The sequence below is a fragment of the Sorangium sp. So ce1504 genome (assembly GCF_051521635.1).
In the GTDB taxonomy this organism is placed as follows: domain Bacteria; phylum Myxococcota_A; class Polyangia; order Polyangiales; family Polyangiaceae; genus Sorangium; species Sorangium cellulosum_B.
Window position 1 is genome coordinate 6,119,080 of the sequence record NZ_CP150365.1, and the last position, 20,543, is coordinate 6,139,622.

General features: G+C 69.7%; 13 protein-coding genes. 6 read left to right on the top strand and 7 right to left on the bottom strand.

What is annotated here, in order from left to right; translation table 11 throughout:
• Positions 1-66 precede the first annotated feature (66 nt).
• Positions 67-1,206: a hypothetical protein gene (locus tag WMF39_RS22965; protein ID WP_437747594.1), complete on the top strand. Its 1,140-nt coding sequence runs from the start codon at positions 67-69 to the stop codon at positions 1,204-1,206.
• Positions 1,207-1,320: 114 nt separating this feature from the next.
• Here WMF39_RS22965 and WMF39_RS22970 read toward each other — a convergent pair whose 3' ends face one another.
• From WMF39_RS22970 to WMF39_RS22980, 3 genes are read right to left on the bottom strand one after another with little or no spacing between them, the layout of a single operon-like run.
• Positions 1,321-2,112, bottom strand: a complete 792-nt coding sequence (locus tag WMF39_RS22970) for a hypothetical protein (protein ID WP_437747595.1) — start codon at positions 2,110-2,112, stop codon at positions 1,321-1,323.
• Positions 2,112-3,104: a hypothetical protein gene (locus WMF39_RS22975; protein ID WP_437747596.1), complete on the bottom strand. Its 993-nt coding sequence runs from the start codon at positions 3,102-3,104 to the stop codon at positions 2,112-2,114. Before WMF39_RS22975 ends, WMF39_RS22970 begins: the two co-directional genes overlap by 1 nt.
• Positions 3,094-4,587, bottom strand: a complete 1,494-nt coding sequence (locus tag WMF39_RS22980) for a protein kinase domain-containing protein (protein ID WP_437747597.1) — start codon at positions 4,585-4,587, stop codon at positions 3,094-3,096. Before WMF39_RS22980 ends, WMF39_RS22975 begins: the two co-directional genes overlap by 11 nt.
• Before the next feature lie 423 nt (positions 4,588-5,010).
• Between WMF39_RS22980 and WMF39_RS22985 the strand changes: the two genes are divergently transcribed.
• Entirely contained in the window at positions 5,011-6,273 is a 1,263-nt protein-coding gene (locus WMF39_RS22985; protein ID WP_437747598.1) for an extracellular catalytic domain type 1 short-chain-length polyhydroxyalkanoate depolymerase, read from the top strand.
• A gap of 110 nt (positions 6,274-6,383) precedes the next feature.
• Here the strand turns inward: WMF39_RS22985 and WMF39_RS22990 are convergent, their stop codons facing one another.
• Positions 6,384-8,879: an RTX toxin gene (locus WMF39_RS22990; RefSeq protein WP_437747599.1), complete on the bottom strand. Its 2,496-nt coding sequence runs from the start codon at positions 8,877-8,879 to the stop codon at positions 6,384-6,386.
• A gap of 668 nt (positions 8,880-9,547) precedes the next feature.
• Between WMF39_RS22990 and WMF39_RS22995 the strand changes: the two genes are divergently transcribed.
• A complete protein-coding gene (locus tag WMF39_RS22995) occupies positions 9,548-10,684 on the top strand; it encodes a CAP domain-containing protein (protein WP_437747600.1) in 1,137 nt (378 codons plus the stop codon).
• Between the two features lie 35 nt (positions 10,685-10,719).
• Here WMF39_RS22995 and WMF39_RS23000 read toward each other — a convergent pair whose 3' ends face one another.
• Positions 10,720-11,280, bottom strand: a complete 561-nt coding sequence (locus WMF39_RS23000; RefSeq protein ID WP_437747601.1) for a hypothetical protein — start codon at positions 11,278-11,280, stop codon at positions 10,720-10,722.
• Between the two features lie 275 nt (positions 11,281-11,555).
• Here WMF39_RS23000 and WMF39_RS23005 point away from each other — a divergent pair, with 275 nt between their 5' ends.
• Together WMF39_RS23005 and WMF39_RS23010 are read left to right on the top strand one after the other, a co-directional pair.
• Positions 11,556-12,575 (top strand): lactonase family protein, encoded by a 1,020-nt coding sequence (locus tag WMF39_RS23005; RefSeq protein WP_437747602.1) that lies wholly within the window; start codon positions 11,556-11,558, stop codon positions 12,573-12,575.
• 253 nt (positions 12,576-12,828) lie between these two features.
• Positions 12,829-13,383: a hypothetical protein gene (locus WMF39_RS23010; protein ID WP_437747603.1), complete on the top strand. Its 555-nt coding sequence runs from the start codon at positions 12,829-12,831 to the stop codon at positions 13,381-13,383.
• 117 nt (positions 13,384-13,500) lie between these two features.
• On the opposite strand, the gene WMF39_RS23015 is transcribed toward WMF39_RS23010, so the two are convergent.
• On the bottom strand, positions 13,501-17,520 hold the full coding sequence (locus tag WMF39_RS23015; RefSeq protein WP_437747604.1) for a chemotaxis protein CheB: 4,020 nt from the start codon (positions 17,518-17,520) through the stop codon (positions 13,501-13,503).
• Positions 17,521-17,748: 228 nt separating this feature from the next.
• On the bottom strand, positions 17,749-18,903 hold the full coding sequence (locus WMF39_RS23020) for a lysylphosphatidylglycerol synthase transmembrane domain-containing protein (protein WP_437747605.1): 1,155 nt from the start codon (positions 18,901-18,903) through the stop codon (positions 17,749-17,751).
• A 316-nt stretch (positions 18,904-19,219) separates the two neighbouring features.
• Between WMF39_RS23020 and WMF39_RS23025 the strand changes: the two genes are divergently transcribed.
• Positions 19,220-20,509 (top strand): PAS domain S-box protein, encoded by a 1,290-nt coding sequence (locus WMF39_RS23025; protein ID WP_437747606.1) that lies wholly within the window; start codon positions 19,220-19,222, stop codon positions 20,507-20,509.
• The last annotated feature ends 34 nt before the right edge of the window (positions 20,510-20,543 follow it).

A 20,543-nucleotide genomic window follows, 5' to 3' on the forward strand; every position in this document is an offset into this window, starting at 1 on the left:
CGTGTCGACGGGGCGGCGCTCCGTCTGGCTTTCTTGCACCGTGATGCAATGGGAGGTTGACGGGTCATGCTCAGAGGAATTCGGTTCACGATGGCGGCGGCCGTCTTGCTGGTGGGCTCCGAGGCGATGGCGTGGTCCACGTCGCCGATCCCCGGCACCAGCGCGGTCGGACACACGGCGCAGGGCTATGCGTGGAGGGACTGGGGAGGGGGGGCCTGGAGCAAGTGGCACAGCGTCGCCTACAGCGACACCACCGGCGACGTCGTCATGGTCGCCCGCCGGGAGGCCAACGTCGGCTTCCCCTTCGGATGGCTGCCCTGGGTGATAGAGACGGTCGACGAATCCGTGAACTTCCTCAACGGCCTCTCGATGACCATCGGCAAGGAGGACGGCACCGAGTTCATCGCGTACGTCGACGTCGACACGTATCGTCTGAAGGTCGCAAGGCGGGTCGGCGGAAACGCCGGCAACTGCGGCGTCCTCAGCCAGTGGGACTGCGAGACGGTCGACTCCGTCGATGTGGTTCGTACCCCCTCGATCGAGGTCAGGTACGACTCGGGGATCCAGGATTACATCGTCTATGTCGTCTACACCACGGAGACGAGCGCTGGCGTCCGGAGCCTGAAACACGCGCGGAAGACCGGCGGAAATCCGTGGTTCACCGGGACGATCAAGGCGAACACGAACCAGATCAGGCTGGCCTCCGACGCGATCGCCCTCGATGGCGGGACGCCGCTCGTCGCCTTCGCCGAGAGCTCGGTCGGGGTGCAGGTGAGCCGGTTCGTCGGGCCCTCTCTCGGCACCTGGACGACCACCCTGATCGACGCGAACGGCGGGGGCTACGCGTCGATGGACGCCAGGTCGCTCCGTCGCGAGATCGTGTACACGAGCAACAATGATTTGAAGTCCGCCTCGTGGAGCTTCTTGACCGGGAACTGGACGGTGAGCACCGTCGACACGGCGGTTCAGGGTTCCTATCTATCCCTGGTGATCGATGACGCCTTCAACCCGCAGATCGCCTACAGAAAGGGCTCAGCGCCCTGGCTGGCCAGGCGGGGAACGAGCGGGTGGAGCACCACCGGCACGGTCACGCCCACCGCCGCGGGCTATAACCCGTCACTTCAACTGGACACCCATCCCGCGACCGACACCGCCATCCTCATCCACATGAACAGCAACCGCGTCATGCACGTCACCGACGAATAGGCAGCCGCCTGCTCGAGGGCATCGGGGTTCACCGAGCTCGTTCGGTCGCGCTCAGACCACGCCCCCACCATGGCTCACGAACGTGATCGTGACCGAGGTGGGGGGCGGGCTTATTCACGGGACGAACGCGATGTCGTCCACGAGCATGTCGAACACGGTCGACTTCGCCGTGTGGAACTCGATCGAGTAAGCGTGCGCAGCGTCGAACGCCGGGGGCGCAGGCACGCCCCAGCCGTCCGTGCTGAGGATATCGAACATGACCGTGTACTGCGCCCACTCGGTCGTGATGTCGATCCCCTCGCCGAAGTGGTCGCCGCAGCCGGAGCCTTCACACACGCCGCCCTCGCGATCGGTGTTGCGGTCCGGGAAGTTCACGTAGATGTGCGTCGGCGCCGCCGCCTTGGCCCAGAAGGTCAGGCCCGAGTAGGCAGAAGCGTCGTAGGTGAGCTTCGCGCCCCCTGGGGCGAAGTTCAGGTCGAACCCCATGCCGGCCCCCCTCGAGAGGAAGCCGCTCCCCGCGACGTGAGCGGCGTACTCGCTCGGGTCGTGCCCGGGCGAGACCGGTACGAACGGGCGGCCGGGCAGAGGGGTCTGCGCGCCGCCCCGGGTGCCGTCGTTGTACGTGTACCAGCTGCCGACACGGTCCTTGCACCGGAGGATCGCGCCGTCGCCGTCCTCCAGGTCGTCGAGGAGCGCGGTGCAGGCAGGGAGCTCGGGCTCCGCGTCCGAGCCGCCCGATCCGCCGGCGCCGCCCGCCCCCTCGTCCGAGCCGCCGGCTCCCCCGGCGCCGTCATCGATGCCGAACGGATCCGGGTCGTATTCGCCGGGCGAGATGCCAAGGACGAGGCCGCATCCGCTCAGCGACACCGACGCGCAGAGGGCGACCGTGAGCACCTGGAAGCGCATCAGAAGCTGCCTTGCACGAGCGCGCCGCCCAGCGCGGGCGAAAGCCCGAGCGACGCGCCCTGGGTCGAGCCCTTCGCGGTGAGCCACAGCACGCCGCCGCCGGCGATGGCCGCGAGGCCGACGCCGAAGACCACGGTCGCGACGTTCGCGCGCGCCACGGCGCTGCCGCGGATGTCCATGCCGCGCCGATCGCAGCGGTCGCCGTTGCAGAACGGGCGCGACTCGTCGAACCTCGACTTCGCCGCGAAGCCGAGCCCCGCCCCGACGCCGACGGCGACGACCCCCGCGCCTGCCGTGACGAGCGCGATCGTGCGGCGGCCATCCCCCGCGCCGCCCGCGTCGCTCGACGCGGGATCGTCCTCCAGCGCGCGCACGACGAGGGTCGAGGTCACGCCGCCCGGCTTCACCTCGACCTGCGCCGTCCACGCCCGCTTGCCCGGCGCGCTCGCCTGGATCACGTGGGTCCCCGCGTCGACCGGCATGGGCACGCCCCACTGGCCGGGGCCGACCGGCGTGCCGTCGCGCTTCACCTCGAGGCCCGGCGTGCTCGCGGCCTCGACGACCACCGAGAGGCGCGAGACCTTCGGCTGGACGGCCGCCGCGCGCTCGCGCGCCTTCGCCTCCTTCTCCCGGTCACCGCTCGCGTGCACCCGCGCGGCGACCTCGAGGAAGTGCGCCCACGCGGAGGCCATCTTGCCGATGCGCTCGTAGCAATCGGCGAGGAAATAGCGGGTGTTGACGCTGTCGTAGAGGCGCAGGCTCTCCTCGTACTTGGGGCAGGCGCGCGACGCCTGGCCAGCGTCGACGAGCGCTCCCGCCTCCCGGAACAGCGCCACGGCGCCCGCCTTGTCCTCGGCCCTCGCCGCGCGCCCGCCCGCGATCGCCGCGGCCAGGCCGATGCCGATCGCGCAGAGACGCGCGGCGCGCCCGCGCTTCGGTCGGCCTTTCGTCTGCGGCGGCGTCATCGTGTCGGCGAAGGTATCAGAAGACATCGCGCGAGAACGGGTCGGCGCTGGAGGGCCGCTTCCCCTGCGGCGCGCCGCGCTTCGCCGGCTGCGCCGAGCCGCCCGGCCTCGCGGGCCTCTGCGCGGCGGGGGCGCCGGGGGCGGCGGCGCGCGCCTCGGGCGGCGGCCCCTCGGCCGACGCGCCGGGAGCGGCGCTGGGCGGCGGCACGGCGCTGGCGGCCGGCTCGATGGCCGCGTCCGGCGCGGCGCTCGGCTGCGCGGGGCGCGGCTCCGGCCCGGCGCTCGGCTGCGCGGGGCGCGGCTCCGGGACCGCGCCCTGAGGGCCCGCCGACGACGCCGTCTCGCGCTCGATGTCGCGCGGGGCTCGGTCCGACAGGCGCCAGAGGAGCAGGCCGCCGCTCACGAGCGCAAGGCCGAGCCCGATCGCGGCGGCGCGCTTCTCGCGCGACGCTGGCTTGCGGTTCGTCGTACCGAGCGGCGCGATGGTGAGCGCTCCCCCGCCGAGGGGCACGGTCGACGCGGGGAGCGTCGCCCCGGCCGCAGTGACCGCCGTGGCCGTGCGAGCAGCGCCGGGCGGCAGGGCCCCGGCCGGGAGCGCGCCGCGCAGCGCGCCGAACAGGCGCTCGGCCGCCGCGCGCGCGTGCGGCGGAGCGAACGGCACCAGCGCGAGCGCGAGATCCGCGACGGTCGGGAACCGGCGATCGCGATCACGCGCGATCGCCGCGAGGATCACCTGCTCCAGCGGCTCCGGGAGGTCCGGGCGGAGGGCGCGCGGCCGCTGCGGCTCCCCCTGCGTGACCAGGTAGACGAGCTGCGCGAGCTCGTGCGCGAAGAACGGCGTTCGCCCCGTGAGCAGCTCGAAGAGGACGACGCCCAGCGAATAGATGTCCGCGCGGCCGTCGACGTCGCTCGAGGAGCGGAGCTGCTCGGGGGACATGTAGAGGGGCGAGCCGAGCACTCCCCCCACCCGCGTCAACGCGTGGTCCTCCGCGTGCGTCATCTTGGAGATCCCGAAGTCGAGCACCTTGACGCACGGCGAGCCGTCCGCGTTCCGCGTGACGAACAGGTTGCTCGGCTTCACGTCCCGGTGAACGATGCCTTGCGCGTGCGCCTCCGCGAGCGCCTCGCAGACCTGGAGCACCAGCTCGACGGCCACGGGCACCGCGAGGCGCCCGCTCTCCGCGAGCACGGCGGCGAGGTCCCTCCCCTCGAGGTGATCCATCACCATGTACGGCGCGCCGCTCTCGAGCGTGCCGACGTCGGCGACGCGCACGACGTGCTGGCTGCGGACGCGCACGGCGGCGCGCCCCTCCCTCAGAAAGCGCTGGAGGATCTCCGGATCCCGCACGTACTTCGGCAACAGCACCTTGATCGCGACGCGCTCGTCGAGGGCGAGGTGGCGCGCGGCGACGACGAGCCCCATGGCGCCCCGTCCGAGGACGCTCTCCACGCGATACTTGCCGAGGAGGACATCCCCGGGGGCAATCGTGGTCTCGTCAGGGCTCGACATGGCAGGCCAGGGCGGAAGAAGGGCATCCACTATGCCACGTCACGGTCAGAGGCTCATGCAATTTTCCGCTGCGCCGGCCTCAGCCGGGCAGCGCTGCCATGGATTGGCCTTTCGTGTCCTGTCGCGACCGCTCCTACCCGACGGGTCGCGACCCGTCGGGAGCAGCGCGACGACGACCGAATCTTCAGCGATGGCCGCGGCGCTGACGGGCCCTTCCATTCCTTCCACCGATTGTTACGAAATGACACACTCCCACCGATTGTTACGAAACGACACACCTCCTCGCCCAGCGATCAAGCTTGTCTCGACTACGCGCCTCGATTTCTGTTCTACCCCTCGACTGTTATTGATATAGCGATAGCGAGGTAGCCAATGACCACCACCCTTCGATTCGTCGCTCCCGCCGCTGCTTCCCTCGCAACCGTGTTGCTCACGATTTCGCCGTCATTGGCGGCTTCGTGGCAGACCCGGGTCAACTACGGCGGGAACACGCCCATGGACCTCTACGTCCCGGACAAGGTCGACGCTTCGCCGGGGGTCGTGGTCTCGCTGCACTACTGCAGCGGGAACGCAGGAAACGCTCACGGCTGGTTCCAGGGTCTGGCGGATCAGCACGGCTTCCTCATCATCACTCCGCAGGCAGGCGGCAACTGCTTTGACGCGACGCCCGCGCGCAGCGGTGAGCGAGAGGCCATCACCAAGATGGTCCAGTACGCCATCACGCAGCACCACGCCGATCCGACCCGCGTCTTCGCTGCGGGGGCGTCCTCCGGCGCTTGCATGACGAATGCGCTCCTCGCCGCCTACCCCGACGTGTTCGCCGGGGGTTCGGTGCTGGCTGGTGTTCCCGCTGGCGCCTGGACGGGAGGCAACGCCTATGGCTGGACGACCCCTGCCAACAGGACCGCTGCCCAGTGGGGTGACATCGTGCGCAAGGCGAGCCCGAACTTCACCGGCGCACGGCCTCGGGTGCAGCTCTGGCACGGAACGGCTGACACCACCCTCAACTACGAGCCGAACTTCGCTGCCGAGGTCAGCCAGTGGTCGGACGTCTTGGGCCTGAGTCACTCCGACAGCAAGACGAGCACCTTCAAGGGTTCCCCGGATACCTGGAATCGGGCCTCCTTCACGAATGCTGCGGGGACGCCCGTCCTCGAGTCGAACTACGCGCAAGGCGCCCCGCACGATCTCTCCGGGCGAGGCTTGTGGGCCGACGCCGTGCGCTTCTTCGGGCTGGACATGGACGCTCCGTCCACCGGAGAAGGCGCGGGCGGCGCTGATGGAACCGGAGGCAGCGACGCGTCAGGCGGAGGCAGCAGCGCCTCCGGCGCAGGTGGCCAAGGTGGCAGCGCCTCCGGCGCAGGTGGCCAAGGTGGCAGCGCAAACGGCGCCACTTCAGGCACAGGTGGCGACGCGAGCGGCAGCACGGGTAGCGGAGCGACCACCGGAGGCGCGGCGCAAGGCACCGGCGGAGCCACCACGGGCGGCTCGACGAGCAACGCGAGTGGAAGCACCGCTTCCGGAGACAGCGATCCGACCACGACAGGCGGCGACAGCGCGTCGGACGACGGTGGGTGCAGCTTCAGCGTGGCCTCCAGTGGTCAGCTGCCCGGCGGCGCGCTCGTCGGATTGCTCGTGGCAGGGCTCGGCGCGGTGGTCCGCCGCCGTCGCCGCTCTGCTGCGTGAGCGTGCAGCGCCGGCGAGGGACTCGTCACCATCGTCAGCGCGAGCCAGGAGCCGAGGCTCCGGCCGCCGCCCTCGCGCAAGTTCGGGGGAATTGACGCAGCAGCTCGTGCTCAGAACGCGAGCGGGAGCCAGAGTCGTCCGTCGCTGGACTTCCCCCAGCAGTGCACCCGGCCGTCGGTCTTCATCCCGCAGGTGTGCAGGTAACCGGCGCTCAGGCTGACGAAGGTGCCTTCGGGATCCTCGGTCTGCCCGTCCTCATTGTATCCCCAGCAGTGCACCGTGCCGTTCGTCCGCACGCCGCAGGTGTGAAGGTGGCCCGCGGCGATCTGGGTGTAGGTGTCGGAGGACGGGGGATCCGTCGCCTGGCCCTGGTCGTTGAGCCCCCAGCAGTCGACCGTACCGCCCGTCCTCACACCGCAGCTGTGAAGGCCGCCCGCGCTGACCTGGACGAAGTCACCCATGGGGTTCGTGGACTGACCATGTCCATTGTGTCCCCAGCAGTGCACCTTGTGGTCCGTCTTCACGCCGCAGTTGTGTGCGCCGCCCGTGCTGACCTGGAGGAAGTGGAGGGAGCTCCCCGGATCCGTGGCTTTATCGGCGGTGTTGTCCCCCCAGCAGTTCACTGTGCCGTCCGTCTTCACACCGCAGTTGTGAAACAACCCCGAATCGATCTGGATGTAATTGCCGGAGGGCTTGGTAACCTGCCCGTAGGCGTTGTCCCCGAAGCAATCCACAGCTCCGGTCGACCTCAGCCAGCAGGTGTGGTCCTGGCCTGCGCTGGCCTGAGTGAACGTGCCGGTAGGCTCCGGGGCCCGGCCCTCCGAGCGGTCCCCCCAGCACCTCGCCAGGCCGCTCGCGTTCACGCCGCAACCATGCTCGGTGCCCGTGCTGATCTGAGAGAACGTCTCCGACGGCGGCGCGGTTTTCTCCGCATCCTTGTCGCCCCAGCAGGCCACGAGGCCGTTCTCCGTCACGCCGCAGGTGTGATTCCTTCTCGTGTCGATCTGGACGAAGGTGCCCTCGGGAGCCGAGGTCTGGCCGAGGTTGTTGCTCCCCCAGCACTCGACCCTGCCATCGGTCCTCAGCCCGCAGCTGTGGCTCAAACCCGCGGTGACGTGAGTGAAGGGGCCGTCGGGGCTGTCGGACTTGTCCTCTGCGTCGCTCCCCCAGCAGTGCGCGGCGCCATGGGTCGTCAGCCCGCAGGTGTGCATGTAGCCCGCGCTGACCTGAGTGTAGCGGACCAGGAACGTGGGGTCGGTGGCCTGGCCTTCGTCGTTGCGCCCCCAGCAGTGCACCCTGCCGTCGGTCCTCACGCCGCACGTGTGAAAGTCACCCGCGCTGACCTGGGTGTAGGTATCGCTGGTCGGGGGATCGTCCGCCTTGCCCGAGCCGTTGTCGCCCCAGCAGTGGACCGTGCCGTCCGTCTTGACACCGCAGGTGTGAATGCTGCCTGCGCTGATCTGGTTGTAGGTGCCCGTGGGATCCGAGCTCTGGCCGTGGCTGTTGTTGCCCCAGCAGTTCACCGTGCCGTTGTACCGAAGCCCGCACGTGTGGCTGTTGCCTGCGCTGAGCTGCTTGTAGGTACCGGACGGCTCCGTGGACTGGAGAAAGTTGTCGCTCCCCCAGCAGATCACCGCGCCGGACGGGGTCAGCGCGCAGGAATGGTGGAGGCCCACCGTGACGGTGCGTCGCCCGAAGATCGAGCCGACGGCAGGGTCAGCCTCATCGTCCCCCCAGCAGTCCACTGCGCCGCTCAATTTCAGACCGCAGGTGATTCTGCCGTTCGTGCTGATCTGGGAGAAGCTCCCCGTCGGATCCGTCCCGCCGCCGTCGTCGTTGCTCCCCCAGCAGTTCACCGAGCCGTCGCTCCTCGTCCCGCAGGTGTGGACTTCGCCCGCGCTGACCTGGATATAGGTCTCGCTCTGTGGGGGATCTGCCGCCTGGAGCTCCACGTTGCGCCCCCAGCAGTGGATCGTGCCGTCCGTCCTCACACCGCAGGTGTGCGCGCTGCCCGCGCTGACCTGGGTGTAGGTGTCGCTGACCGGGGGATCCGCCGCCTGGCCCTGGGCGTTGCTCCCCCAGCAGTGGACCGTGCCGGACACCGTTACCCCGCACGTGTGCCATCCGCCCGTGCTGACCTGCACATAGCGGCCGGTCGCTGGAGGCGTGGCCCTGCCGTCCGGGTTGCTCCCCCAGCAGTGGACCGAGCCGTCCGTCCTCACGCCGCAGGTATGAAAGCGGCCAGCGCTCACCTGCGTGTAGGTATCCTCGGGAGACAGCGGCTCCCAGACGTGCTCGGGCCAGGTGACAGGCGGATCCGTGGCCTGCCCATCGGCGTTGTAACCCCAGCAGTGGACCGTGCCGTTCGTCCTCACCCCACACGTGTGCCATGCGCCCGCGCTGACCTGGAGATAGGTGTCGTCCATCCCGGGGTCGGTGGCCTGGCCGTGGGTGTTGTTCCCCCAGCAGTCGACCGCGCCGTTCGGCTTCAGGGCGCAGGCGTGCCCGTCGCCCGTGCTCACGATGGGCTCCTCGGACGCCGCATGGATCCGCGTGTCGTCGGCGCGGAGGCCCTGCGCGGCCTCGTCGAGCTCGCTGCCGTCCACGTCGGGCTCTCGCGGCAATTCGCCGAGGCACCCGAGAAGAGAGATTGTGATGACCTTCAGCGCGACCAGGGCTCCAAGCCGCTGGCCGCCGGGCTCGCTCGCTCGCGAAGTCAGTCGTCTTCCAGGCACATAGGTCGACATAGGTCCTCGATGGCTCTCTGTTCGAGTTTCAAGAAAGCAAACGCTTCAAGAGCAGGCTCCGCACACCGATCGAGACTGCTTTTCCGCGCTGCGGCGTTCTGCTGAGCGCTCCCGCGCTTCCCGCCAGGGCTCTCCGCGATGCCTCGCCGGTGACGGCGAGGCACCCGGGCGATCGAACAGCAACCCTCGGGCCAGGACCTGCAAGAGGGCATTCAGGCCCGTTCACGCGACGGCGCCGGTCGAGGGGCTTGCCGCCGGGCGTGACATGTCACGCTCGCTCCGTGACATGTCACGCTCTCTTCGTGACACGTCACGCCCTCACCGTGACATCTCTTGCCGCGCTCCCCCGCGACCGGCAGGAGCAGCAGGCTTTGGAGTCAACGCGGCCCCTTCGATGCAGGAACGAGTCGTCGATACAGCATCATTTCTCGGGAGGAAGGCGGCTCGCGTAAAAATGTTCAGTCAACCCGGGGCAGGTCCCGCAATTGGCGCTTGACGTTTCCGAGACGTTTGGATTTCCTTCCATCATGAAGACGGCTTTCCCTCGCTTTCGACTCGCCGCATCGACGGTGCTCGTCGTCGCGGCCGCCGCGTCCTGCAGCAGCGAAGATGCCGATCCTGGCACGTCAGGTTCGTCGGGCGGCTCACCGCCAGCCGCCGGGTCGGGCGGGACGGGTGGCACGACCGCGAGCAGCGGCGGCGCGGGTTCAGGCTCGGACGCCTCGAGCGCCGGAGGAACCGGCGGCAGCTCCACGGGAGGTTCGTCCGCGGTCGGCACAGGAGCAGGCGGCGGCGGCTCGGCAGGCACGGCATCGGGGGGTTCGGGAGGGTCGACACCCGAGACGGGCGATCGCTCGCCGGAAGGCACCTGCGCGCGCTTCAACGCCGACACCGCCGACATGAGCGAGGGCACGTGGAGCGGCTCGCTGGATCCCGAGTGCGACCCGGGAGACATCTCTGCCGACGGTCGAGCGAACGCGCTCCGGCTCTTCAACCTGTACCGCTGGCTGGCGGACCTGCCCCCGGTCGTGACCGAGCCCACCCGCGACGTGCAGGCCCAGGCCTGCGCGCTCATGATGGACGCGAACAATGACCTCTCGCACGAGCCGCCGGAGAGCTGGAAGTGCTACTCGAAAGCAGGCGCGGACGGCGCGAGGACGAGCAACATCTCGAGTGGCCCCGGCGTCGCGAGCGTTCAGGGCTATTTGATCGACCCCGGGAACGAGACGACCTTCGGCCACCGGCGCATCATCCTTGCGAACGATCTCGGCCCGATCGGCCTCGGCTCGACCGGCAAGAACGGCGCCTCCTGCATGCAGAACATCGGAGGGACGGGGCGCGCCGGCAAGGAGTGGACGGCCTGGCCTCCGCCCGGGGTGTTCCCGATGCAGGCGTACGGCGACCGCTGGAGCTCACTCAGCGACACCGGCTGGTCGATTCAGAGCGAGGACATCGAGCTCGAGAACGCCGAGGTCACGATCACGAGCGGCGGAGCCCCGCTGGCCGTCGACGTGGAGCCGCTCCAGGGACGCTACGGCTCCACGAACGCCATCCGCATCGTGCCGAACGGCTGGGACCCTGAAGCCGGTAACACCTACTCCGTGAGCGTCTCCGGAATCTCGGCGAGCATCGCCTACGATGTCGTGTTCGTCGACTGCGAATAGAGGATTCTCGTTCCCCTTCAGCTCCGGCAAGAACATCATTTCGGGACCTTGAGGTCGAGCTTGCCGAGGCGCGCGAGCAGCGGACCCCGATCCTCCATGGCCACGCCGACGAGCCTCCGCGCAGACGCGTCATCGAGCTTCGGGACGGATCGCGCTGCGAATCGTGCCTCGTCCGCGGCGGGGACCTGGAAGATCAGATGGTAGACGCCGCTGTTCGAGACCGCGAGCACGCGCTGCGTCTCCCCCAGGCCGAGCAATCGACAGAGCGCCGCGGCAAGGAATCCCGCGGCGGCGCGAGCGAGAGCGCCGCCGCGGAACGAGAGCGAGACGTGGTGCTCTCGTCCGGCCTCGCCGGCCTCGGCGACGGTATACACCACGGCGATGTCGGCGGACGTGATGAACGCATTGCCCTCGGCGAACGGGTCCGCGGGCGGGCCCCCCCCAGGGCGCTTGAGCGCGGTGTCCTTGGCGCGGCCGAGCCCGCGCGAGAGCTCGATCAGGTGGTCCGGCGAGAACAGCCGATCGTAACGCGGCCGCTTCATCGCGAACCGGTAGACCAGGAACACAACGAGCCCGACGAGCAGCCATTTCAGCATCGGACCTTGCACCTCCGCGCCCATGCGCCGAGACAGACCATCACGCCCGCGGGGAGCGGCTCATCGCCGCAGCATGCGCCTTCTTTCGTCCCATGGCGAGGCATCGTGCAGGTCCTCGCACGATTCGTCCATGGGGTTTCCGCTGTGAGGTCGGGAGCCTGCCCGATGGCGCGCGTTGCCGCGACGCCGGGAGACGCGCCGCCCGGCGCGGGATCTGTGGCGCGAGGCCGGCCGGATGGTGGATACTGGCGCTGCCCTCCAGCCTCTTCGCCGCGATGATCCAAGCCGCCACCTACGTCTACGTCTCCAACGCCGAGAGCTGCGAGATCTCGGTGCTGCGCCTGGACCCCGCCGACGGGTCGCTGGCGCTGGTACAGGCCGTCGGCATCGAAGGCCAGGCCGGCCCGCTGGCGGTGTCGCCGGACCGACGCTTCCTCTACGTCGCGCTGCGCACCGAGCCCCACGCGGTGCAGAGCTTCGCGCTCGACGCGGCGAGCGGACGGCTCGCGCCGCTGTCGGCGGCGCCGCTGCCCGACAGGATGTCGCACCTCATCACCGATCGCAGCGGGCGCCATCTCTTCGGCGCCTCCTACGGCGGCCACAAGACCAGCATCAGCCCGATCGGCAGCGACGGCACGGTGGGCGAGCCTGCCGCGGTGTTGCTCACCGGCCGCCATGCGCATGCCACGCTGGTGGATCCGTCGAACCGCTACGTCTTCGTCAGCGCCCTCGGCTCGGATGTGGTGGTGCAGTGGCGCTTCGACGCGGCCACTGGCCAGCTCACACCGAACGATCCGCCGGCGCTGCCTGTGCGTCCGCAGGCCGGCCCTCGCCACCTCGCGTTCGCTCCCGACGGGCGCTTCGTCTACCTGCTCAACGAGCTGGACGCGCGCGTCGACGTCCTGGCCTTCGACGCCGAGCGCGGGACGCTGGCGCCGGTGCAGAGCCTCTCCACGCTGCCCGAGGGCTTCTCCGGCAAGCCCTGGGCGGCGGACCTGCACCTCACGCCCGACGGCCGCTTCCTCTACACGTCGGAGCGCACCTCCAGCACGCTGGCCGGGTTCAGCGTCGATGCGCCGACCGGCCGCCTGAGCCTGGTCTCGCATGCGCCCACGGAACGGCAGCCGCGCGGCTTCCAGATCGACCCCGGCGGCCGCTGGCTCGTCGCCGCCGGGCAGCTCTCGCATGCGGTGCGTGTGCACGCGATCGACCGCGAGAGCGGCCGGCTCACCTCCTCGACGTCGTACCCGGTGGGCCGAGGTCCGCACTGGGTGGAGATCCTGACCTTCCCCTGATCTGGGCGCCGCGCGCGACGGCCCCGAGCTGGCGAAACTGGCGGCGCGGGTGGCGGCCGCCAGGTCCCGGAGCGCGGAGAGGGCCCAAAGGTCCCGCAAAAAGGCCGCGGCATACCGTTCGCAATAAGTGCCCACCGAAACGCCGCGAGGTCCGACCTCACGCTGGTCCCCGCCGTTGCGGGACAGCGCGAAGCCCGGAAGCGGCGTGCTGGCCCGAGCCGGCGCCACGCGCCGCGCTCGGATGGAGGCACCCATGTCGGTTCGTCATGCCATGTCCATGCTTCTCCCTGTCCTCGCGCTCGCCTGCTCCACCGCGCAAGGCGCCACCCCGGAGCCACCGGAGAGCCCCCCACCGCAGCACGACGACGCAGCGGCGCCGGCCGGCTCGACGAGCGCGAAGAGCTTCGTCGACGCCGCGTCGTACTTCACCAGCTCGGAGGAGATCGACGCCTGGTACGGGCTGCTTCGCGAGCTGAACGACGACTTCGACGTCGTGTGCGGCGACACCTTCTGCGAGGGCGATTTCAGCAACTACGAGCCGCTTCGATTCCGTTGCTCCGTCGAGGCGCACGCCGGGACGATAGGCCGCTGTGTGTGGGTCCTCGCCGCGAGCAACGAGGAGATCGTGGCTCCCACGGGCGATGTCGAGGTAGACGCGAGGATCTTCCTCTGCGAGATGCCCATCGCCCCGGACACGGCCGTGACCGACCTCGTCGAGGCGCTCTCGGCGGCGGCAGGTCGGGCGATCGACGCGGAGCTCCCCGGAACGGACCGATCGCTCTACGACGGCCTCGTCGAATGCCTCTGACGGCCCGCCGGCGCCGGCCAGCTCGGTCGTCGAGCCGCGCTGGCGCCGCCTGACGCCCAGCGCCGACCGAAGCGCGCAGGCGAAAGGAGCTGGTCGCTGGGCGAGGAGGCGTGGCGCTCAGGAAGGGCCCGCCGGGCGAGCGCTTCCGGCGCCGCTCTCGCCCGTCACCGGCTCGCCTTCGGCGAGCAGCCGCTTGAGCGTGGCGAGATCGACGGGCTTCACGAGGTGCTCGTCAAACCCGGCTCCCCGCGCCCTCTCGCGGTCGCCCTGCTGCCCGTAGCCGGTGAGCGCGATCAGATAGACGCTCTTGTGCTGGGGTTTCTCTCGGACGCGGCGCGCGAACTCGAGGCCGTCGATCCCCGGCAGCCCGATGTCCACGATGGCCACGTGCGGGAGCACCTCGTCCATGAGCTCGATCCCCGAGATCCCGTGAGACGCCGAATGACACTCGAACCCGGCGCGCGAAAGGAGCGCGCAGAGCGCCTCGCGGCCGTCGTCGTTGTCCTCCACGACGACGACCCGCGATCTCCTGGGGAATTTCGCGAGGAGCGAGCCGCGCGTCGCCTCCTGCTCGGAGGACGGCTCGGAGATCGGCAGCCGCACCTCGAACTCGCACCCTTTGCCCTCTCCCTCGCTCCGCGCGCTCACGGTGCCGCCGTGCTTTTCGACGAGGCCTCGGACGAGGGTGAGCCCCACGCCGAGCCCTCCCGCCGATCGGTCCAGGGTGCGGCTCGATTGCACGAAGAGCTCGAACACCGTGTCGAGCATCTCCTTCGGGATCCCGACGCCGTCGTCCTTCACGCGGACCACCGCGTGTCCGTCCAGGCGCTTGGCCTCCAAGGTGACATGCCCCCCTCGCGACGTGTACTTCGCAGCGTTGTTGAGCAGGTTCACGTGAACCTGCTGGAGCCGCGCAGGGTCGCCCTCGACCCAGATCGGCTCGGGATCGACCACGACCGAGAAATCGACGCCGCGCGTGTCCATGAGGTTCGTAACCGCGTCGGCGGCGTCCTTCACCACCGTGCCGAGGTCGAGCACGCGCTTTCGAAGCTCGATCTTGTTCTGCGTGACGCGGCTCGCCTCCAGCAGATCGTCGAGCAGGCGCGCCATCTGCGCGGACTGACGCTCGAGGATCTGGACGACCTTCTCGTCGAGCCCGGACGCGCCGTCCGACGTGGAGCAGTCTTCCTTGAGCAGCGCCGTGGCGTGGACGATCGCGCCGAGAGGGTTGCGGAGCTCGTGCGACAGCATGGCGAGGAACTCGTCGCGCCTGCGTACGGCGTCCTTGATCTGTTCCTCCGATCGCTTTTGCGCGGTGACGCTCCGGAAGATCCCGATGATGCCCACGATGTGGCGCGCCGCATCGATGAGCGGGAGCCGCGTGACGAGGTCCCACTCCACGGCGCCGTCCTGCCGCACGCGCTTCTCCAGCTTGTAATGCTGCGCCTCGCCGGTCCGCAGCACCACCTCGTCCTGCTGATGAACGGCGAGCGCCGCCTCGTACCCAGGCAGCTCGAAGCCGGTCTTACCCGCCGCTTCGCGCGGATCGGAGAGGCCGAGGCGCTCCGCCATGGCGTGGTTCGTGCGAATGAACCGGCCGCGCGCGTCCTTGAAGTAGATCGCGTCGGGCACGCTGCGGAGCAGGCTATTCAGGAGATAGCGCTCGTGGAAGAGCGCGTCCTCCGCCGCTTTCAGGCCGCTCACGTCGATGAGCGTGAGCACGACCCCCGCGATGGTGCCCTTGGCACGATAGGGGAGGATGCGAAGAAAGAACGAGCGACCGTGCCGGTCGCGCAGCTCGCGCTCCACGCGCTCCCCCGTCGCGAGCACGCGCTTGAGATCCGCGGTGAGCTCCGGGTGATCGACCGCATACGTGAACGTCTCGATCGGCCTGCCGACGTCCTGCAGGAGCAGGTTGAAGCTCTCCGCCATCTGCGGCGTGAATTTCCTGATCTTGAGCTCCCTGTCGAGGAAGATAGTGCCAATGTCCGTGCTCGACAGGAGGTTCTCCATGTCGTTTCCGAGCTCGGTGAGATCAGCGATCTTCCGCTGGTACTCCGCGTTCACCGAGTAGAGCTCCTCGTTGACGCTCTGGAGCTCCTCGTTCGTGCTCTGCAGCTCCTCGTTGGAAGCGAGGAGCTCCTCGTTCGCCGCCTGCAGCTCTTCGTTGCTCGCCTCGAGCTGCTCGGTCATCGCCTGCAAGGTCTGCTTCGTGTAACCGAGCTCCGCCTCGAGCGCGCCGAGCTGCTCGCGCGATACGTCGTCCAGGTCGATCTCCTTCTCCGGCATCGCCGCCCGCCGCGGCGCCCCCTCGATCGCGTCGAAGGTGATGAGGACGTGGGGCAAGGTGCCTCGTCGGCTCTCGACCCGGCGCATCGTGATCTTGTAGACGCCGCCCTCCGCTTGCACCCCCTTGAACACGATCGCCGTGCGCTCCTTGATGACGCGCTGCAGGCCCCCCATCAGCACCATCTTGAGGTCGCAGTCCAGCATCTCGAAGGCGTCGAGCCCCTGTCTGCCATCCTTGACCTTCAGGAATCGGCTAGCGCCGCCGAACGCGTGGACGAGCTCCCCTGCGTCATTGACGAGGAGGCTCGGAGGCATGAACTCGTCGAGCAGCGCGTCGTAGGTCCCGAGCAAGTGCGACGCCGGGTGGCGCGCGACGGGCGCGGTGATGCCCGAGCGCGGGGCGCTCTGGCCCTTCGGCGATGCCGGCTGAAAGCGGGGCTCGACCTGCATCCGCCGGTCGCTGTACTTCCGGTAGATCCGCCATTGCTTGTCGACGATCTCGAAGTCGTGCGCGAGGTGCCCCGGGGTCTCGCTGGGCCCGAGGAGCACCACGCCCCCGCGCTTGAGCGCGAAGTGAAAGAGGCTCAGGACCTTCTGCTGCACCGCCGGCTGGAGGTAGATGAGCATGTTACGGCAGCTGATGAAGTCGACGCGCGTGAACGGCGCGTCCTTGATCACGTTGTGGTGCGCGAAGACGACCGCCTGGCGGAGATCGGGGACAATCTGGTAGCTGCGTCCGCGCCGGATGAAATGCCGCTCGAGACGCTCGGGCGAGACGTTCACCACCGCCTCTTCCTCGTAGATCCCGCGCGTCGCGACCTCGAGCGATCCGTGGTGCACGTCGGTCGCGAAGATCTTGAACGGGCGGTGGCCACTCCGGGGCGTGAGCTCGTGGAGGAGGATGGCGAGCGAATAGACCTCTTCGCCCGTCGCGCACCCGGCGACCCACACGCGGAACGGGGCGTCGCGCGGTCCCGCTCGCAGGAGCTCGGGGAGCACCGAGCGCTCGAGGATGCCGAACGCTTCCTCGTTCCGGAAGAAGCGCGTCACGCCGATGAGGAGGTCACGGTAGAGCACGTCGAGCTCGCTCGACTTGCTCTTCAAGCGCTCGACGTACTGTTCGATATCGTCCGTATGCGCGAGCTGGATTCGTCGCTCGATGCGCCGGGTGACCGTGCTCGGTTTGTAGTGCGTGAAGTCGATGCCGAACTGCTCCTCGAGCATCCTGTAGACCGCGCTCATCCCCTGATCGACGCTGGCCGCGTCCCGCTCCGGCCGGCGCCCCTGGGACCTCACGTGCTCGAGGAGGACGCGCGGCATGTCCTGGGGAGGCAGGACGCAGTCGGCCACGCCGGCGTCACGCGCGGTCTTCGGCATTCCATCGAACTGCGCGCTGTCGACGTCCTGCACGACGACCAGCCCGCCGGCCTCGTGGACCGCGCGGATCCCCCGTGAGCCATCGCTCCCACCCCCGGAGAGGATCACGGCGATCGCCCGCGGGCCGCAGTCCTGCGCGAGGGATCGAAAGAACACGTCGATCGGCAGCGCGAGCTCCTGGTCGCGGTCCCTCTCGCTGAGGAGGAGGCGGTCGCCGGAGATGATCATCTCCTTCTTCGGCGGGATCAGATAGATGTGGTCGGGCTCGACCGGCATGCCGTTCTCGACGAGGTGGATGGGCAGCTCGGTGCGGCGCCCGAGGATCTCGTCCATCAGGCTCTTGAAGTCTGGCGACAGGTGCTGGACCACGACGAAGGCCATCCCGCTCTCCTTCGGGATGTTCTCGAAGAAGTGCTCGAGCGCCTCGAGCCCCCCCGCCGAAGCGCCGATCCCCACCACGTAAGGCGCCACGGCTGGCCGGGCTGCGCGGGTTCTTGTCTTTGTGGCATCGCGCAGCTCGCGCTCGGTCGACATGACCGACCTCGACGGCAGCAAGCATGCCCAGGCTGTGGCCGCTGGCGAGCGCCTTCACCTGGGCCAAAATCCCCGGAATTCAGGCGGAGGGCGGACGTCGGACGTGTGACAAATTGCCTCGCTGCGCGCCACATGTGGTGGTCTTGCGGCGTCGCGACGGCCTCGTCATCTCGTCACCACACCGTCTCGTCCTCTCGTCGCCTTGCTTCCCGCCATGGGGGCGGGCGCCGGGCGGAAGGCCGCCCGGCCGCCGAAGAACACGAGCAGGCCGAGCGCTATCCACACGAGCTCCTTGGCGCGCTTGATGAGGACAAAGGCGGCGCCCACCGTGGCGGCGGCGGGCACGCCGAGCGCGGTCAGGAAGGCGACATAGCCGGCGTCCTGCACGCCGAGCCCGGCAGGCACCATGAAGGCGGCGGCGCGGAGGAGCGCGAGGACGACCTCGAACGAGAAGACCTCGGAGAGCGAGACGTCGACCCCGAGGAGCCGGAGGAAGAAGTACGTCTCCGCCCCCTCCGCGAGCCACATCCCGAGCAGCAGCAGCGCCGCCGCGGCGAGCGCAGCGCGACGCTCCCCGAGCGCGGCCGCGTGCCTGTCGGTCGCGGAGAAGGCCGCGGCCCTCGCGTCGATATAGGCCTTCACGCGCTGGCCGGGCAGGCGCTTGAGCCACGCGAAGACCCGCGACGCGACCGTGCCCGAGAGGAGCGCGCCCCCGAGCGCGAGCGCCACGGCGAGCAGGCCGAGCCCCGAGAGGACCACGAGCCACGGGAGCCCCGGCCCGCCGATCAGGGGGCGCGAGGCGCGCTCCAGGTGGCCAAAGCCGAGCGCGAGGGCGATCGCGACATACGCCGCGTTCGCGAGGACGATCAGCGCCCTGCGCGCCGCGATGCCGGCGACGCCCTGCGGCCCCGGGATCCCGCACCACCGGTGCAGCAGATAGAACGTGACCGACTCGGAGAGGGCGGCGCCGGCGGGGACGCTCATGGTGATCGCCTCGGTCGACAGCGTGAGCGCGAGATACCGGGAGAACGGCGCGCGCTGCCCGGACGCGGGGTTACACAGGTCGAAGACGCGCCGGCTCGCTTCGGCCTGGAAGAGCCGCGCGACGAGGTTGGGGACGAGGGCGAGCGCCATCATCGGCGCTCCCACTGAGGCGATGAGCGCCGCGACGCTCGGGAGATCCGCGCCGCGCAGCGTGCTCCAGAGCGCCGCCCCCGCGACGGCGACCCCGAGCCACCTCAGCGCGACGGCGCCCGCGCCCGGGCGGGCTCGCGCCCCGGGGAGAGGCTCATCGTGGGCGTCACGGGCAAGGAAGGTCATCGCACGTTCGCGCTCCGGCGCCGGCCGAGGGCCTAAGGTTGAGGGCGAGTGCTCGTATCGCGCAGGCGCGTCGCGCGCTGATGTCATGGGCGCAACGCCGCGGCGACACGTCGCGGCACGCCGCGACAAGCGCGGCGGTGCGTCGAGCTCGTCCGCTCCGGTCGAGCGCGCCCGACGCGCCCGGGCAGCCGACGAGCGCGCGGCTTGACGCCGGGATCGGCTATCGTCCTGGTTCGTTGGAGACGCGCGGGAGGGGAGAGCGGCTCCTCGGCGGGGTGGGAGGGGGGCGGCCAGAAGGATGGAAGGAAGAGCGAACGTGGAGACGGATCAGGACAGCATCGAGCGGTTCCGGGTGGAGAACGCCGGATTGCGCAAGGAGATCGACAGGCTCGATGAGCAGCTGGGGCGCCAGGAGGAACGGACGCGGCTGATCCTGCAGGCGGCCGGCGAGGGATTCCACGTCGTCGGGATGAACGGCGAGATCCTCGACTGCAATCCATCCTTCGCCGGCATCGTGGGTTACGACCGGAGCGAGCTCCTGACGATGAACATCGGCCAGATCGACCCGCGGCCGCCGCACGAGATCGTCATGGTCATCGAGGAGATCAAGGCCAAGGGGTCGCTCCGCTTCCTCGCGAGGCACCGCCACAAGGACGGCCACCTGATCGACGTCGAGGTGAGCTCTCACCTCGTCCAGAGCGGTGATGAGCAGTTCTTCTCGGCCTTCTCGCGCCCCCTCACGGAGCAGCTGAAGCGCGAGCAGGCGCTGCGCGAGAGCGAGCAGAAGTTCCGGGCGATCTTCGACGAGACCTCGATGTTCATCGGCCTGCTCACCCCGCACGGGGACCTGATCGAGTGCAACCGGACGATGGCCGATTTCACCGGGGCGCGGCCGGGCGAAGCGCGCGGCGGGCCGCTCTGGCAGGCGCCGTTCTGGGTCGGCGGAGCGAGCGCAGGGGAGCGGATCAGGGAGTGCGTCCGCCGGGCGGCGGCGGGCGAGCCGTCGTCGTGCGAGGTGAAGCTCCACGGGCCCGGCGGGCGCGTGGCGACGCTCGACCTCAAGATGAAGCCGATCCTCGACACGCTGGGCCAGAGCGTCCTCCTGATCGCCGAGGGCTACGACGTGACCGAGCTCCGGCGGGCCGAGGCGGAGCGCGCGGCGCTTCAAGCGCAGATGATCGACGCGCAGGAGGCGACCATCCGGGAGCTCTCGACGCCGCTCATCCCGCTCGACGCGGGGATCCTGGTGATGCCCCTCGTCGGGCGGCTCGACCGGGTGCGCATCGAGCAGCTGCTGGAGCGCTTGCTGCAGGGGGTGGTGGCGCAGCGCGCGGCCACGGTCATCCTCGACGTCACCGGCGTGCCGGTGGTGGACGCCGAGATCGCGGACTCGCTGATCAGAGCGGCCCAGGCGGTCAAGCTGCTCGGCGCGGAGGTCATCCTCACCGGCGTCGGCCCCGAGGTGGCGCAGACGATGGTGGGTATCGGCATCGACCTCCGGGAGATCGTCACGCTGAGCTCGCTCCAGAGCGGGCTCCACCACGCGCTGGGGCGCTCGCGCCGCGGCGGGAGGAGGTCGAGCAGCCCGCGGCGCCGCGACGGGTGACGGGCTGCGGAGCTCCTGCCCGGCGGGGCGTCGC

Excerpts from the sequence above, each read along its gene's own strand:
- WMF39_RS22970 (WP_437747595.1), bottom strand. The coding sequence starts at position 2,112 with ATGCGCTTCCAGGTGCTCACGGTCGCCCTCTGCGCGTCGGTGTCGCTG.
- WMF39_RS22980 (WP_437747597.1), bottom strand. The coding sequence starts at position 4,587 with ATGTCGAGCCCTGACGAGACCACGATTGCCCCCGGGGATGTCCTCCTC.
- WMF39_RS22965 (WP_437747594.1), top strand. The coding sequence starts at position 67 with ATGCTCAGAGGAATTCGGTTCACGATGGCGGCGGCCGTCTTGCTGGTG.
- WMF39_RS23000 (WP_437747601.1), bottom strand. The coding sequence starts at position 11,280 with ATGCTGAAATGGCTGCTCGTCGGGCTCGTTGTGTTCCTGGTCTACCGG.
- WMF39_RS23005 (WP_437747602.1), top strand. The coding sequence starts at position 11,556 with ATGATCCAAGCCGCCACCTACGTCTACGTCTCCAACGCCGAGAGCTGC.
- WMF39_RS23020 (WP_437747605.1), bottom strand. The coding sequence starts at position 18,903 with ATGACCTTCCTTGCCCGTGACGCCCACGATGAGCCTCTCCCCGGGGCG.
- WMF39_RS22975 (WP_437747596.1), bottom strand. The coding sequence starts at position 3,104 with ATGTCTTCTGATACCTTCGCCGACACGATGACGCCGCCGCAGACGAAA.
- WMF39_RS22995 (WP_437747600.1), top strand. The coding sequence starts at position 9,548 with ATGAAGACGGCTTTCCCTCGCTTTCGACTCGCCGCATCGACGGTGCTC.
- WMF39_RS23010 (WP_437747603.1), top strand. The coding sequence starts at position 12,829 with ATGTCGGTTCGTCATGCCATGTCCATGCTTCTCCCTGTCCTCGCGCTC.